The sequence below is a fragment of the Streptomyces hiroshimensis genome (assembly GCF_014650335.1).
GTDB classification, from domain to species: domain Bacteria; phylum Actinomycetota; class Actinomycetes; order Streptomycetales; family Streptomycetaceae; genus Streptomyces; species Streptomyces hiroshimensis.
Genome location: NZ_BMUT01000021.1, coordinates 15,687 through 29,261, shown reverse-complemented (window position 1 = coordinate 29,261; position 13,575 = coordinate 15,687). Strand labels below are relative to the sequence as shown.

Annotated in this window: 11 protein-coding genes; 10 read left to right on the top strand and 1 reads right to left on the bottom strand. The window is 71.4% G+C overall.

What is annotated here, in order from left to right; genetic code table 11:
- The first annotated feature begins 18 nt into the window (after positions 1-18).
- The 10 genes from nuoE (at position 19) to nuoN (ending at position 12,934) form a co-directional block, all read left to right on the top strand.
- Complete coding sequence (nuoE, locus tag IE241_RS31880; RefSeq protein ID WP_190025404.1) at positions 19-759, top strand: NADH-quinone oxidoreductase subunit NuoE; 741 nt, start codon at positions 19-21, stop codon at positions 757-759.
- Positions 756-2,117 (top strand): NADH-quinone oxidoreductase subunit NuoF, encoded by a 1,362-nt coding sequence (gene nuoF / locus IE241_RS31875; protein WP_190025352.1) that lies wholly within the window; start codon positions 756-758, stop codon positions 2,115-2,117. Before nuoE ends, nuoF begins: the two co-directional genes overlap by 4 nt.
- Complete coding sequence (locus tag IE241_RS31870; RefSeq protein WP_190025351.1) at positions 2,114-4,624, top strand: NADH-quinone oxidoreductase subunit G; 2,511 nt, start codon at positions 2,114-2,116, stop codon at positions 4,622-4,624. Before nuoF ends, IE241_RS31870 begins: the two co-directional genes overlap by 4 nt.
- Before the next feature lie 23 nt (positions 4,625-4,647).
- Positions 4,648-6,006, top strand: coding sequence for an NADH-quinone oxidoreductase subunit NuoH (gene nuoH, locus IE241_RS31865; RefSeq protein ID WP_229900138.1), 1,359 nt, complete (start codon positions 4,648-4,650; stop codon positions 6,004-6,006).
- 86 nt (positions 6,007-6,092) lie between these two features.
- Positions 6,093-6,620, top strand: coding sequence for an NADH-quinone oxidoreductase subunit NuoI (gene nuoI / locus IE241_RS31860; RefSeq protein ID WP_229900142.1), 528 nt, complete (start codon positions 6,093-6,095; stop codon positions 6,618-6,620).
- The gene (locus tag IE241_RS31855; RefSeq protein ID WP_190025349.1) at positions 6,617-7,477 is read left to right on the top strand and encodes an NADH-quinone oxidoreductase subunit J; all 861 of its coding nucleotides are present in this window, start codon (positions 6,617-6,619) and stop codon (positions 7,475-7,477) included. The genes nuoI and IE241_RS31855 overlap by 4 nt, the downstream gene beginning before the upstream one ends.
- The gene (gene nuoK / locus IE241_RS31850; RefSeq protein ID WP_058047640.1) at positions 7,474-7,773 is read left to right on the top strand and encodes an NADH-quinone oxidoreductase subunit NuoK; all 300 of its coding nucleotides are present in this window, start codon (positions 7,474-7,476) and stop codon (positions 7,771-7,773) included. The genes IE241_RS31855 and nuoK overlap by 4 nt, the downstream gene beginning before the upstream one ends.
- A 12-nt stretch (positions 7,774-7,785) precedes the next feature.
- On the top strand, positions 7,786-9,681 hold the full coding sequence (nuoL, locus tag IE241_RS31845) for an NADH-quinone oxidoreductase subunit L (RefSeq protein ID WP_190025348.1): 1,896 nt from the start codon (positions 7,786-7,788) through the stop codon (positions 9,679-9,681).
- 2 nt (positions 9,682-9,683) lie between these two features.
- Positions 9,684-11,285, top strand: a complete 1,602-nt coding sequence (locus IE241_RS31840) for an NADH-quinone oxidoreductase subunit M (protein WP_190025347.1) — start codon at positions 9,684-9,686, stop codon at positions 11,283-11,285.
- Entirely contained in the window at positions 11,282-12,934 is a 1,653-nt protein-coding gene (nuoN, locus tag IE241_RS31835; protein WP_190025346.1) for an NADH-quinone oxidoreductase subunit NuoN, read from the top strand. The genes IE241_RS31840 and nuoN overlap by 4 nt, the downstream gene beginning before the upstream one ends.
- 73 nt (positions 12,935-13,007) lie before the next feature.
- Here nuoN and IE241_RS31830 read toward each other — a convergent pair whose 3' ends face one another.
- Positions 13,008-13,526 carry a hypothetical protein gene (locus IE241_RS31830; RefSeq protein WP_190025345.1) on the bottom strand — a complete coding sequence of 173 codons (519 nt, stop codon included), beginning with the start codon at positions 13,524-13,526 and terminating at the stop codon, positions 13,008-13,010.
- Positions 13,527-13,575: the final 49 nt, after the last annotated feature.

The following is a 13,575-nucleotide window of genomic DNA, read 5'->3' as shown; positions in this document are numbered from 1 at the left end:
CATGACGTACAGCTGGGGATGCCTTCGCTCCCCGCGCCCGACTATCCCGCCGAGGTACGGGAGCGGCTCGCGGCCGACGCGAAGGAGGTGATCGAGCGCTACCCCGACAGCCGCAGCGCCCTGCTGCCGCTGCTGCACCTCGTGCAGGCCGAGGAGGGCCACGTCACCCGCACCGGCCTGCGGTTCTGCGCCGAGACGCTCGGCCTGACCACCGCCGAGGTCACGGCGGTCGCCACCTTCTACACGATGTACCGGCGCGAGCCGGGCGGCGAGTACCAGGTGGGGGTGTGCACCAACACCCTGTGCGCCGTCATGGGCGGCGACGCCATCTTCGAGGGCCTGCGCCGCCACCTCGGCATCGGCAACGGCGACACCACCCCCGACGGCAAGATCACCCTTGAGCACGTCGAGTGCAACGCCGCCTGCGACTTCGCGCCCGTCGTGATGGTCAACTGGGAGTTCTTCGACAACCAGACGGTCGAGAGCGCCAAGGCCCTCGTGGACGACCTTCGCGCCGGCCGCGGCGCCGATCCGACCCGCGGCGCCCCCCTGTGCACCTTCCGGGAGACCTCCCGGATCCTCGCCGGCTTCCCCGACCCCCGCCCGGGCGCGGTCGAGGCGAGCGGCGGCGCGGGCCCGGCCTCCCTGGCGGGGCTCCGGCTGGCCAAGGGCGAGCACCCGCCCCGCGTCGGCCCGCCCCGCCGCGCCCCTGCGCAGGGCGACGGTCCCGCACCGCATCACGAGGAGGGGGAGGGATGACCATGGCACCAGCGATGGGGGAGACGAGCCCGGAGAAGCTGCTCGCTCCCGTGCTGAGCGCCTTCTGGGACGAGCCGCGCTCCTGGACGCTGGAGACCTACCTGCGCCACGACGGCTACCAGGGCGCGCGCAAGGCGCTCGCGATGGCCCCCGACGACGTCATCGGCTACGTCAAGGACTCGGGCCTGCGCGGCCGCGGCGGCGCAGGCTTCCCGACCGGGATGAAGTGGCAGTTCATCCCGCAGGGCGACGGCAAGCCGCACTATCTCGTCGTCAACGCGGACGAATCCGAGCCCGGGGCCTGCAAGGACATCCCGCTGCTCTTCGCCGCCCCGCACACCCTCATCGAGGGCATCGTGATCGCCTGCCACGCGATCCGCTCCAACCGCGCCTTCATCTATCTGCGCGGCGAGGTCGTCCCCGTGCTGCGCCGCCTGCACGAGGCCGTGCGCGAGGCCTACGCCGCGGGCTACCTCGGCACGAACGTCCTCGGCTCCGGGCTGGACCTGGAGCTGACCGTGCACGCGGGCGCGGGCGCGTACATCTGCGGTGAGGAGACCGCCCTCCTCGACTCGCTCGAAGGCCGCCGCGGCCAGCCCCGGCTCCGGCCCCCCTTCCCGGCGGTCGCGGGCCTCTACGCCTGCCCCACTGTCGTGAACAACGTCGAGTCCATCGCGTCGGTTCCCGCGATCCTCGCCAAGGGCAAGGAGTGGTTCCGTTCGATGGGCACCGACAAGTGCCCCGGATTCACGCTCTATTCGCTCTCGGGGCACGTCGCGAACCCCGGCCAGTACGAGGGCCCCATGGGCATCACGCTGCGCCAGCTGCTCGACATGAGCGGCGGCATGCGCCCCGGTCACCGGCTGAAGTTCTGGACGCCCGGCGGCTCCTCCAGCCCCATGTTCACCGCCGAACACCTCGACGTGCCGCTGGACTTCGACAGCGTGGGCGCTGCCGGCTCCCTGCTGGGCACCAAGTCGCTGCAGTGCTTCGACGAGACGACGTGCGTGGTGCGCGCGGTCACCCGCTGGACGGAGTTCTACGCGCACGAGTCGTGCGGCAAGTGCACCCCCTGCCGCGAGGGCACGTACTGGCTGGTCCAGCTGCTGCGCGACATCGAGGCCGGCAAGGGCCGCAAGTCCGACCTCGACAAGCTCGCCGACATCTCCGACAACATCAACGGCAAGTCCTTCTGCGCCCTCGGCGACGGCGCAGCGGCCCCCATCCTCTCCTCGCTGCAGCACTTCCGCGCGGAGTACGAGCAGCACATCACGGGCCGGGGCTGCCCCTTCGACCCGTCGAAGTCGACCCTGTGGGCCGACGGCCCGCAGAACTCCCACCTGGAGGTGAACGCGTGACGGTCACGACGTCTGCCCCCTCCGGAGGAGGGGGCGCGGAGCCGCCGCCGGAGGACCTCGTCTCCCTCACGATCGACGGCGCGGCGATCTCCGTCCCCAAGGGGACGCTGGTCATCCGTGCCGCGGAGCTGCTGGGCATCGAGATCCCCCGCTTCTGCGACCACCCGCTGCTCGACCCCGCGGGCGCCTGCCGGCAGTGCATCGTGGAGGTCGAGGGCCAGCGCAAGCCGATGGCCTCCTGCACCATCACGTGCACGGACGGCATGGTCGTCAGGACGCAGCTGACCTCGCCCGTCGCGGAGAAGGCGCAGCGCGGCGTGATGGAGCTGCTGCTGATCAACCACCCGCTGGACTGCCCGGTGTGCGACAAGGGCGGCGAGTGCCCCCTGCAGAACCAGGCGATGACGGCGGGGCAGGCCGACACCCGCTTCGAGGGCCGCAAGCGCACCTTCGAGAAGCCGGTGCCGATCTCCTCGCAGGTGCTGCTGGACCGCGAGCGGTGCGTGCTGTGCGCGCGCTGCACCCGCTTCTCCCAGCAGATCGCGGGCGATCCGATGATCGAGCTGCTGGAGCGCGGGGCGCTGCAGCAGGTCGGTACGGGCGAGGGCGCGCCCTTCGAGTCGTACTTCTCCGGCAACACCATCCAGATCTGCCCGGTGGGCGCGCTGACGTCGGCGGCGTACCGCTTCCGCTCGCGCCCCTTCGACCTGGTGTCGTCGCCGTCGGTGTGCGAGCACTGCGCGGGCGGCTGCGCGCTGCGGACGGACCACCGGCGCGGCAAGGTGATGCGCCGCCTGGCCGCCGACGACCCCGAGGTCAACGAGGAGTGGGTGTGCGACAAGGGCCGCTTCGCCTTCCGCTACGCGCAGCGGCCGGAGCGTTTCGCCCACCCGCTCGTGCGCAACGCCGAGGGTGTGCTGGAGCCCGCGAGCTGGCCGGAAGCGCTGGAGGCCGCGGGGCGCGGGCTGGCGGCGGCGCGCGGCAGGGCGGGCGTCCTGACCGGCGGCCGGCTGACCGTCGAGGACGCGTACGCGTACGCCAAGTTCGCGCGCGTGGCGCTCGATACGCACGACGTGGACTTCCGGGCCCGGGTGCACAGCGGTGAGGAGGCCGACTTCCTGGCCGCCCGCGTTGCCGGACGGGGCCGGGATCTCGACGGCGGCGGGCTGACGTACGCGGCGCTGGAGAAGGCGCCGGCGGTCCTGCTTGTGGGCTTCGAGGCGGAGGAGGAGGCGCCCGGCGTCTTCCTGCGGCTGCGCAAGGCCTGGCGCAAGCACGGCCAGCGCGTCTTCGCGCTGGCCACGCACGCCAGCCGCGGCCTGGAGAAGGCCGGCGGCACGCTGCTGCCCGCCGCGCCCGGCACCGAGACCGCGTGGCTGCGGGCGCTGGCCGACGCCGCGGCGCTGGAGGCCCCGGGGCAGGCCGCGGCCGACGCCCTGCGCGCCGACGGCGCCGTGATCGTCGTCGGCGAGCGGCTCGCGGGCGTGCCCGGCGCGCTGACGGCCGCCGTCGCCGCGGCCACCGCGACCGGGGCGCAGCTGGTGTGGATCCCGCGCCGGGCGGGCGAGCGGGGTGCGATCGAGGCGGGGGCCCTGCCCGGGCTGCTGCCCGGCGGCCGCCCGGCCACCGACCCGCGGGCGCGCGAGGAGACCGCGGCCGCCTGGGGCGTGTCCGGCCTGCCGCGCAGCCCGGGCCGGGACACCGGCCAGATCGTGGAGGCGGCGGCCAGGGGCGAGCTGGGTGCCCTGCTGGTGGGCGGCGTCGAGGTCGCGGACCTGCCCGATCCGGCACGCGCGCGTGAAGCGCTCGACGCCGTCGGCTTCCTGGTCAGCCTGGAGCAGCGGCCGAGCGAGGTGTCGGACCGGGCGGACGTCGTCCTGCCGGTGGCGGCCGTGGCGGAGAAGGCGGGCACGTTCCTCAACTGGGAGGGCCGGGCCCGCCCGTTCGAGGTCGCGATCAGGCCCGACCAGCTGCCGCGCCGCCATGTGCCGGCGGACGCCCGCGTGCTGCACATGCTGGCGGACGCCATGGGCATCGGGCTCGGCCTGCCGGACGTCGACGCCGCCCGCGCGGAGCTGCGCCGCCTCGGCCCCTGGGCCGGGGCACACGCCGCGGACCCGGTGGAGACCGCCGGGCCGCTGCCGCAGCCGGGCGCGGGCGAGGCGGTGCTCGCGGGCCACCGGATGCTGCTGGACCGGGGCCGCCTGCAGGACGGCGACGACGCCCTCGCCGGTACGCGGCACGCGGCGCTCGCCCGGCTGTCGGCGGCCACGGCCGCCGAGGTGGGCGTGCGCGACGGCGAGGTGCTGGCGGTGACGGGCCAGGCCGGGACGGTGCGGCTGCCGCTGCGCGTGACGGCCATGCCGGACCGTGTGGTGTGGCTGCCGCTGAACTCGGCGGGCGGCGGCGTCGCCGGGGACACCGGCGCGCGCCCCGGCGAGCTCGTACGGATCGGGGCGGATTCCGGTGAGGACACCGGGACCGGGACACCGGAGGCGCGGCAGTGAAGGCTGTGGAAGCTGTGCAGGGTGTGCAGGCTTACGGACTGGGCGAGCTGGCCGCCGGGGACCTGTCGGTGTTCGGCCGGGACCCGTGGTGGCTGGTCGTCGTCAAGGCGGTCTTCTGCTTCGCGTTCGTCATGCTGACGGTGCTGTTCTCGATCGTCTGGGAGCGCAAGGTCGTCGCGTGGATGCAGCTGCGGATCGGCCCCAACCGGCACGGCCCGTGGGGGATGCTGCAGTCCCTCGCGGACGGCATCAAGCTGATGCTGAAAGAGGACGTGATCGTCAAGCGGGCGGACAAGGCGGTCTATCTGCTCGCCCCCGTCGTGGCGGCGGTGCCCGCGTTCATGGCGATCGCCGTGATCCCCTTCGGCCCCGCCGGCAACGAGATCTCCATCTTCGGGCACCGCACCACGATGCAGCTCACGGACCTGCCGATCGGCGTGCTGTACATCCTCGCCACGGCCTCGGTGGGCATCTACGGCATCGTGCTCGCGGGCTGGTCGTCCGGCTCGACGTACCCGCTGCTCGGCGGCCTGCGCTCGTGCGCGCAGATGATCTCCTACGAGATCGCGATGGGCGTCTCCTTCGCCGCCGTCTTCCTCTACTCCGGGTCGATGTCGACCTCGGCGATCGTGGAGGCCCAGCACGACCGCTGGTACGTGCTGCTGCTGCCGGTGTCGTTCCTCGTCTACATCGTGTCGATGGTGGGGGAGACCAACCGGGCGCCGTTCGACCTGCCGGAGTCCGAGGGCGACCTGGTCGGCGGCTTCAACACCGAGTACTCCTCCATCAAGTTCGCGATGTTCATGCTGGCCGAGTACGTCAACATGGTCACCGTCTCGGCCGTGGCCGTGACGCTGTTCCTGGGCGGCTGGCGGGCCCCGTACCCCGTCTCGGCGTTCTGGGAGGGCGCGAACCACGGCTGGTGGCCGCTGCTGTGGTTCGTGATCAAGCTGCAGCTGCTGCTGTTCTTCTTCATCTGGCTGCGCGGCACGCTGCCGCGGCTGCGCTACGACCAGTTCATGAAGCTGGGGTGGAAGGTCCTCATCCCGGTCTCGATGGTGTGGCTGATGCTCGTCGCCTCGGTGCGGGCGCTGCGGAACGAGAACTACGACTTCCAGCGGATCGTGCTCTACGTCGGCGGCGCCGTCGTCACCGTCCTGCTGCTCTCCTTCGTGGCGGACATCTTCCGCAAGGGCGAGCGCGGCCAGGGCGACGGGGAGGCCGCCCCGGAGCGGGAGTTCGACCCGACGGGCGGCGGGTTCCCCGTGCCGCCGCTGCCCGGGCAGACCCTCCCGCCGGTGCCGCGCCGCAGGCCGCGCCGTGACGGAGAGCTCATTGTCAGTGGCGGCCCCGATACTGTGCGTGACGGAAAGGAGGGCTGACGGCAGTGGCTACCGAACCTGCGGGCGATGCGTCCCGCGACACCCCCCGCAATCCCGTGGCCGGCTTCGGCGTGACCTTCAAGGCCATGTTCAAGAAGCGGCTGACCGAGCAGTACCCGGAGTACAAGAAGCCGACGGCCCCCCGCTTCCACGGCCGCCACCAGCTCAACCGGCACCCGGACGGCCTGGAGAAGTGCATCGGCTGCGAGCTGTGCGCCTGGGCCTGCCCCGCCGACGCCATCTACGTGGAGGGCGCGGACAACAAGGACGAGGAGCGCTATTCGCCGGGCGAGCGCTACGGCCGCGTCTACCAGATCAACTACCTCCGCTGCATCCTGTGCGGCCTGTGCGTCGAGGCGTGCCCCACCCGGGCCCTCACCATGACGAACGAGTACGAACTGGCCGACAGCAGCCGCGAGTCGCTCATCTACACCAAGGAGGAGCTGCTCGCCGGCCTGGAGGAGGGCATGGTCGACAGCCCGCACGCGATCTTCCCCGGCATGACCGAACAGGACTACTACCGCGGACTGGTGACGGAGGCCGCGCCGGGAACGGTCCGCCAGGTCGCGGTCACCAAGGGCGAGAAGCCCGAAGATGAAGGGGCCGAAGCATGAACGCCTCTTCTCCGGTCGTCTCCTCCCTGGCCGCCTCGGCCGCCTCCACCACCTCGACGGGTGAGGCGGTCCAGTTCTGGATCCTGGCGGTCGTCGCCGTCCTCGGGGCGCTGGGCGCCGTCTTCATGAGGCAGGCCGTGCACAGCGCCCTCTCGCTCGCCGGCACCATGATCGTCCTGGCGGTGTTCTACCTCGCCAACGGCGCCTACTTCCTGGGCGTCGTCCAGATCGTCGTCTACACCGGCGCGATCATGATGCTGTTCCTCTTCGTCGTCATGCTCGTGGGCGTCACCGCCGCGGACTCCCTCAAGGAGACCATCAAGGGCCAGCGGTGGCTCGCCGCCCTGTGCGTGCTGGGCTTCGGCACCCTCCTCATGGCCGGGATCGCCAACGCCTCCCTGAAGGAGTGGAACGGCATCGGCCGGGCCAACGCCGGAGGCAATGTGGAGGGCCTCGCCGCCCTCCTCTTCACCAAGTACGTCTTCGCGTTCGAGATCACCGGCGCCCTGCTGATCACCGCGGCCGTCGGCGCGATGGTGCTCACCCACCGCGAGCGCACCGAACGCGCCGCCACCCAGCGCGAGCTCGCCGAGCGGCGCATCCGCGAGGGCAAGCAGATCACCCCGCTGCCCGCCCCGGGCGTCTACGCCCGGCACAACGCCGTCGACATCCCGGGCCTCCTCCCGGACGGCACCACGTCCGACCTCACCGTCAGCCCCACCCTGCGGGCCCGCGGGCAGGTCCGTGACGTCTCGGGCGAGGCCCTGGACGATCTGGCGGCCCTGGAACAGCGCTCGGGCGACTGGCAGGAGCGCGGCCGCAGCGAGGACGCCGGCGCGAAGGGGGCGGGCAAGTGAATCCGGTCAACTACCTCTATCTGGCGGCCCTGTTGTTCACCATCGGGGCGGCCGGCGTGCTCATCCGGCGGAACGCGATCGTCATCTTCATGTGCGTCGAGCTGATGCTGAACGCCTGCAACCTGGCGTTCGTCACCTTCTCCCGGCTGCACGGCAATCTCGACGGCCAGATCATCGCCTTCTTCACGATGGTCGTGGCCGCGGCCGAGGTCGTGGTGGGCCTCGCCATCATCGTGACGATCTTCCGCTCCCGGCACTCGGCCTCGGTGGACGACGCCGGCCTGCTGAAGCTGTAAGGGGACGCTGACGTGGAGAACCTCATCGGATTGCTCGTCGTGGCACCGCTGCTGGGCGCGGCCGTGCTGCTGTGCGGCGGGCGCAGGCTCGACCGCGGCGGGCCCTGGATCGGCACGCTGTTCGCGGCGGCGTCCCTGGCGATCGCCGCGGTGCTCTTCGCCGGGCTGCTCGGCCGCGACGCCGACGACCGCACGCTGGACGCCACGGCCTTCAGCTGGGTGCCCGTCGGCGGCTTCCGCGCGGACGTCGGCTTCCACCTCGACCAGCTGTCGATGACCTTCGTCCTGCTGATCACGGGCGTGGGCACGCTCATCCACCTGTACTCGGTGGGCTACATGGCGCACGACGAGCGGCGGCGGCGCTTCTTCGGCTATCTCAATCTGTTCCTCGCCGCGATGCTCCTGCTCGTCGTCGCCGACAACTACCTCCTGCTGTACGTGGGCTGGGAGGGCGTCGGCCTCGCCTCGTACCTGCTGATCGGCTTCTGGCAGCACAAGCCGAGCGCGGCCACCGCCGCCAAGAAGGCGTTCATCGTCAACCGCGTCGGCGACATGGGCCTGTCGATCGCGATCATGCTGATGTTCACCACGTTCGGCACCTTCGCCTTCGGCCCCGTCCTGGAGCGGGCCACGGAGGCGGGCGAGGGCAAGCTGACGGCCGTCGGGCTGATGCTGCTCCTCGCGGCCTGCGGCAAGTCGGCCCAGGTGCCGCTGCAGTCCTGGCTCGGGGATGCGATGGAGGGCCCGACGCCGGTCTCGGCCCTCATCCACGCGGCCACGATGGTGACCGCCGGCGTCTATCTCATCACCCGCTCCGGTGCGATCTTCAACGCGGCGCCGGACGCCCAGACCGCGGTGGTCACGGTCGGCGCGGTCACGCTCCTTTTCGGTGCGATCGTCGGTTGCGCGAAGGACGACATCAAGAAGGCCCTGGCCGGCTCGACCATGTCTCAGATCGGGTACATGATCCTGGCCGCCGGTCTGGGGCCGATCGGCTACGTCTTCGCGATCATGCACCTGGTGACGCACGGCTTCTTCAAGGCCGGTCTCTTCCTCGGCGCCGGCTCCGTCATGCACGGCATGAACGACGAGGTCGACATGCGCCGCTACGGCGGCCTGCGGAAATACATGCCGGTCACGTTCGTCACCTTCGGCCTCGGCTACCTCGCCATCATCGGCTTCCCCGGGCTGTCCGGCTTCTTCTCCAAGGACAAGATCATCGAGGCCGCCTTCGCCAAGGGCGGCACCGAGGGCTGGATCCTGGGCGGCGCGGCCCTGCTGGGCGCGGCCATCACCGCGTACTACATGACCCGCGTGATGCTGCTGACCTTCTTCGGCGAGAAGCGCTGGCAGCCGGACGAGCGCGGCGAGCTCCCGCACCCGCACGAGTCGCCGCGGACGATGACCATCCCGATGATCGTGCTCGCCGTCGGATCGGTCTTCGCCGGCGGCCTGTTCAGCATCAACGACGTCTTCCTGAAGTGGCTGGAGCCGGTCACCGGGCACGCGGAGGGGCACTCGCCCGTCAGCGCCCTGACCGTCACCGCGGCCACCATGGTCGTGCTCGTGATCGGCGTGGCGATCGCCTGGGCGCAGTACGGGCGCCGGCCCGTCCCCGTCACGGCCCCGCGCGGCAGCCTGCTCACCCGGGCCGCCCGGCGCGATCTCCTGCAGGACGACTTCAACCACGTCGTGCTGGTCCGCGGAGGCGAGCACCTCACCCGCAGCCTGGTCTACGTCGACCACAGCCTGGTCGACGGCGTCGTCAACGGCACCGCCGCCTCCGTGGGCGGTCTGTCGGGCCGGATGCGCAAGCTGCAGAACGGCTACGCCCGTTCGTACGCGGTCTCGATGTTCGGCGGTGCGGCGGTGCTCATCGCCGCCACCCTGCTGATGAGGGCGGTTTAGCCATGTCCTTTCCCCTGCTGACGCTCACGGCCGCGGTCCCCGCGGTCGGCGCGGTCGCCACCGCGGCCGTTCCGGCCGGGCGCCGCACCGCCGCCAAGTGGCTCGCGCTCGCGGTCTCGCTCGCGACGCTCGTCCTGGCGGCCGTGCAGCTCGTGCGCTTCGACCCCGATGCGAAGGGGCCCTTCCAGCTCACCGAGTCGCACGCCTGGATCAAGGACTTCGGGGTCCGCTACGAGCTCGGGGTCGACGGCATCGCGGTCGTCCTGATCGCCCTGGCCGCGCTGCTGATCCCGTTCATCATGCTGGCCGGCTGGCACGACGCCGACCCTCAAGAGAGCGGCTCCTCGCGCTGGCGCCCCACCCAGGGCTTCTTCGCGCTGATCCTCATGGTCGAGGCGATGGTGGTGATCTCCTTCGAGGCCACCGACGTCTTCCTCTTCTACATCTTCTTCGAAGCCATGCTCATCCCGATGTACTTCCTCATCGGCGGCTTCGGGGACCGCGCGGGCGAGCGCACGGAGGGGGGCGCCGCCGCCCAGCGCTCGTACGCCGCGGTGAAGTTCCTCCTCTACAACCTCGTCGGCGGGCTGATCATGCTGGCCGCCGTCATCGGGCTGTACGCGGTCACCGCCGACCAGCTCGGCACCGGCACCTTCTCCCTCCAGGAGATCGTCCAGGCGCGCGCCGCCGGCAAGCTGGACCTCGCGACCACCACCGAACGGGCCCTGTTCCTCGGCTTCTTCTTCGCCTTCGCCGTGAAGGCCCCGCTGTGGCCGCTGCACACCTGGCTGCCCAACGCCATGGGCGAGGCCACCGCCCCCGTCGCCGTGCTGATCACCGCCGTGGTCGACAAGGTCGGCACCTTCGCGATGCTCCGCTTCTGTCTCCAGCTCTTCCCGGAGGCCTCGAAGTGGGCCACCCCCGTCATCGTCGTCCTGTCACTGATCAGCATCCTCTACGGGGCGCTGCTCGCGGTCGGGCAGCGCGACATCAAGCGGCTGGTCGCCTACGCCTCGATCTCCCACTTCGGCTTCATCGTGCTCGGTATCTTCGCGATGACCAGCCAGGGCCAGAGCGGCGCGACGCTCTACATGGTCAACCACGGCATCTCCACGGCCGCGCTGATGCTCGTCGCCGGCTTCCTGATCTCCCGCCGCGGCTCGCGGCTCATCGCGGACTACGGCGGCGTGCAGAAGGTCGCCCCGGTCCTCGCCGGCACCTTCCTCGTCGGCGGCCTCGCGACGCTCTCGCTTCCGGGCCTCGCGCCGTTCGTCTCCGAATTCCTCGTCCTGGTCGGCACGTTCAGCCGCTATCCGGTCGCCGGTGCGGTGGCCACCCTCGGCATCGTGCTCGCCGCGCTCTACGTCCTCGTGCTCTACCAGCGCACCATGACCGGGCCGGTGAAGGAGGAGGTGCGGGGCATGCCCGACCTCAGGGCGCGCGAGCTGGCCGTCGTCGCCCCGCTGATCGCCCTGCTGCTCTTCCTCGGCATCTACCCCAAGCCGGTCACGCAGATCCTCGACCCGGCCGTCCGGCACACGATGTCGCAGGTGCACAAGGCCGACCCCAAGCCCGATGTGAACGATGTGGAGGCCGCGAAGTGAGCCACGCAGCATCCGTCCACAGCCTGTGGACGATGTCGGCCGCCGCGCCGCAGAAGATCCCGGCGCCGCACATCGAGTACGCCCAGCTGTCACCGACGCTGATCGTGCTCGGCGCCGCGGTGCTCGGCATCCTCGTGGAGGCGTTCCTCCCGCGGCGCGTCCGCTACCACGCGCAACTGCTGCTGTCCTGCATCGCCCTGGCCGCCGCCTTCGCCGCCGTCGTCGCCCTGGCCGCCGGGGGGTACGCCACCGGCAAGGCGCACGCCGCCGCCATGGGCGCCGTCGCCGTCGACGGCCCGGCGCTGTTCCTGCAGGGGACCATTCTCCTCGTCTCGCTGGTGGCCGTGTTCACCTTCGCCGAGCGGCGCCTGGACCCGGCGGCGCACGGCAGGCCCGTCGACTCCTTCGCCGCCCAGGGCGCGGCCGTGCCCGGCGGCAAGGCGGAGCAGGCCGCCGTGAAGGCGGGCTTCACCACCACCGAGGTCTTCCCCCTCGTGCTCTTCGCGGTGGGCGGCATGCTCGTCTTCCCCGCCGCGGACGACCTGCTGACGCTGTTCGTCGCGCTGGAGGTCTTCTCCCTCCCGCTGTACGTCCTGTGCGCGCTGGCCCGCCGCAAGCGGCTGCTGTCGCAGGAGTCGGCCGTCAAGTACTTCCTGCTCGGCGCCTTCTCCTCGGCCTTCCTGCTGTTCGGCGTGGCCCTGCTCTACGGCTACGCCGGCACGGTCACCTACTCCGGCATCGCCGACGTCGTGAACGGCTCCGTCCGGATGCTCGACCCGGCCCTCGCCGCCACCACGGGCAACGACGCCCTGCTGCTGATCGGCGGGGCGCTCGTCCTGATGGGCCTGCTGTTCAAGGTCGGCGCGGTGCCCTTCCACATGTGGACGCCGGACGTCTACCAGGGCGCCCCCACGCCCGTCACGGGCTTCATGGCCGCAGCCACCAAGGTCGCCGGCTTCGGCGCGCTGCTGCGGCTGCTGTACGTCGTCCTGCCGGGCCTGCGCTGGGACTGGCGGCCGGTGATGTGGGGCGTCGCGATCATCACGATGCTGGTCGGCGCGATCGTGGCCGTCACGCAGACCGATGTGAAGCGCCTGCTGGCCTACTCCTCGATCGCGCACGCCGGCTTCATCCTCGCCGGTGTCATCGCGACGACCCCCGACGGCGTGTCGTCCGTGCTGTTCTACCTGGGCGCGTACTCCTTCGTCACGCTCGGCGCGTTCTCGGTCGTGACGCTGGTGCGCGATGCGGGCGGGGAGGCGACGCACCTGTCCAAGTGGGCGGGGCTGGGCCGCCGTTCGCCGCTCGTGGCCGCCACCTTCGCGGTCTTCCTGCTGGCCTTCGCCGGCATTCCGCTGACGAGCGGTTTCGCGGGCAAGTTCGCCGTGTTCAAGGCGGCGGCGCAGGGCGGGGCGGGGGCGCTGGTCGTCGTCGGTGTGGTGTCCTCGGCGATCGCCGCGTTCTTCTACATCCGGGTGATCGTGCTGATGTTCTTCAGCGAGCCGAAGGCGGAGGGGCCGACGGTGGCGGTTCCCAGTCCGCTGACGTCGACGGCGATCGCGATCGGTGTCGCGGTCACGCTCGTCCTCGGCGTGGCGCCGCAGTACTTCCTCGATCTGGCCGGTCAGGCCGGGGTGTTCGTGCGGTAGTCGCACGTACTCCGTCTCCCGTGGCTTCGCCCCGGTCCCGGTCTCTGTTCCGGGGCCGGGGCGAAGTGCCGGTTCAGCCCGCCGGCTTGGCCGGGATCTGGATGCCGTCCGGGAGGCCCGCCGGCTTGCCGTCGCTGCCGACGGTCTTGATCATCTTCTCTTCCTTGCCGGAGGCCCAGGCCACGGTGAAGGACTTGCCGTCGAAGTCCTTGATGGTGCCCGTGGTGTAGTCCTTGCTGCCGTCCTGGCAGTGCTTGATGGTGATCGTCGCCGGCTGGGCGTTGTCGACGAGCGTGCCCGAGCAGGCCGTCTTCCCGCTGAGCGTCACCGTGTTCTGGGTGAACACCAGGATGACGATGCTCTTGTCGGCGAGCTTGCCGCCGTTGGACCAGCCGCCCGCGAGCTCGGCCGCCGTGGCGCGCTTGGCGTCGGCGGCGGGCGACGACGGCTGCTCCGCCGGGGCCTGGGAGGTCGGCGTGGCGCCCCCGACCGGCTTGTCGTCCTTCTTGCCGCCGTCGCTCGAACTGCTGCAACCGGTCATCAGCACAGCGGCGCAGAGCGCCGCCCCCGTGATCTGTACTGCCTTGCGCACGTCTCTCCTCCGGAGTGGTTCTGGACACGACAAATTAGCAGCCCTGATC

Coding starts and splice junctions, on each gene's coding strand:
- nuoE (WP_190025404.1), top strand. CDS start 19: ATGCCTTCGCTCCCCGCGCCCGACTATCCCGCCGAGGTACGGGAGCGG.
- nuoF (WP_190025352.1), top strand. CDS start 756: ATGACCATGGCACCAGCGATGGGGGAGACGAGCCCGGAGAAGCTGCTC.
- nuoI (WP_229900142.1), top strand. CDS start 6,093: ATGTTCAAGAAGCGGCTGACCGAGCAGTACCCGGAGTACAAGAAGCCG.
- IE241_RS31855 (WP_190025349.1), top strand. CDS start 6,617: ATGAACGCCTCTTCTCCGGTCGTCTCCTCCCTGGCCGCCTCGGCCGCC.
- IE241_RS31840 (WP_190025347.1), top strand. CDS start 9,684: ATGTCCTTTCCCCTGCTGACGCTCACGGCCGCGGTCCCCGCGGTCGGC.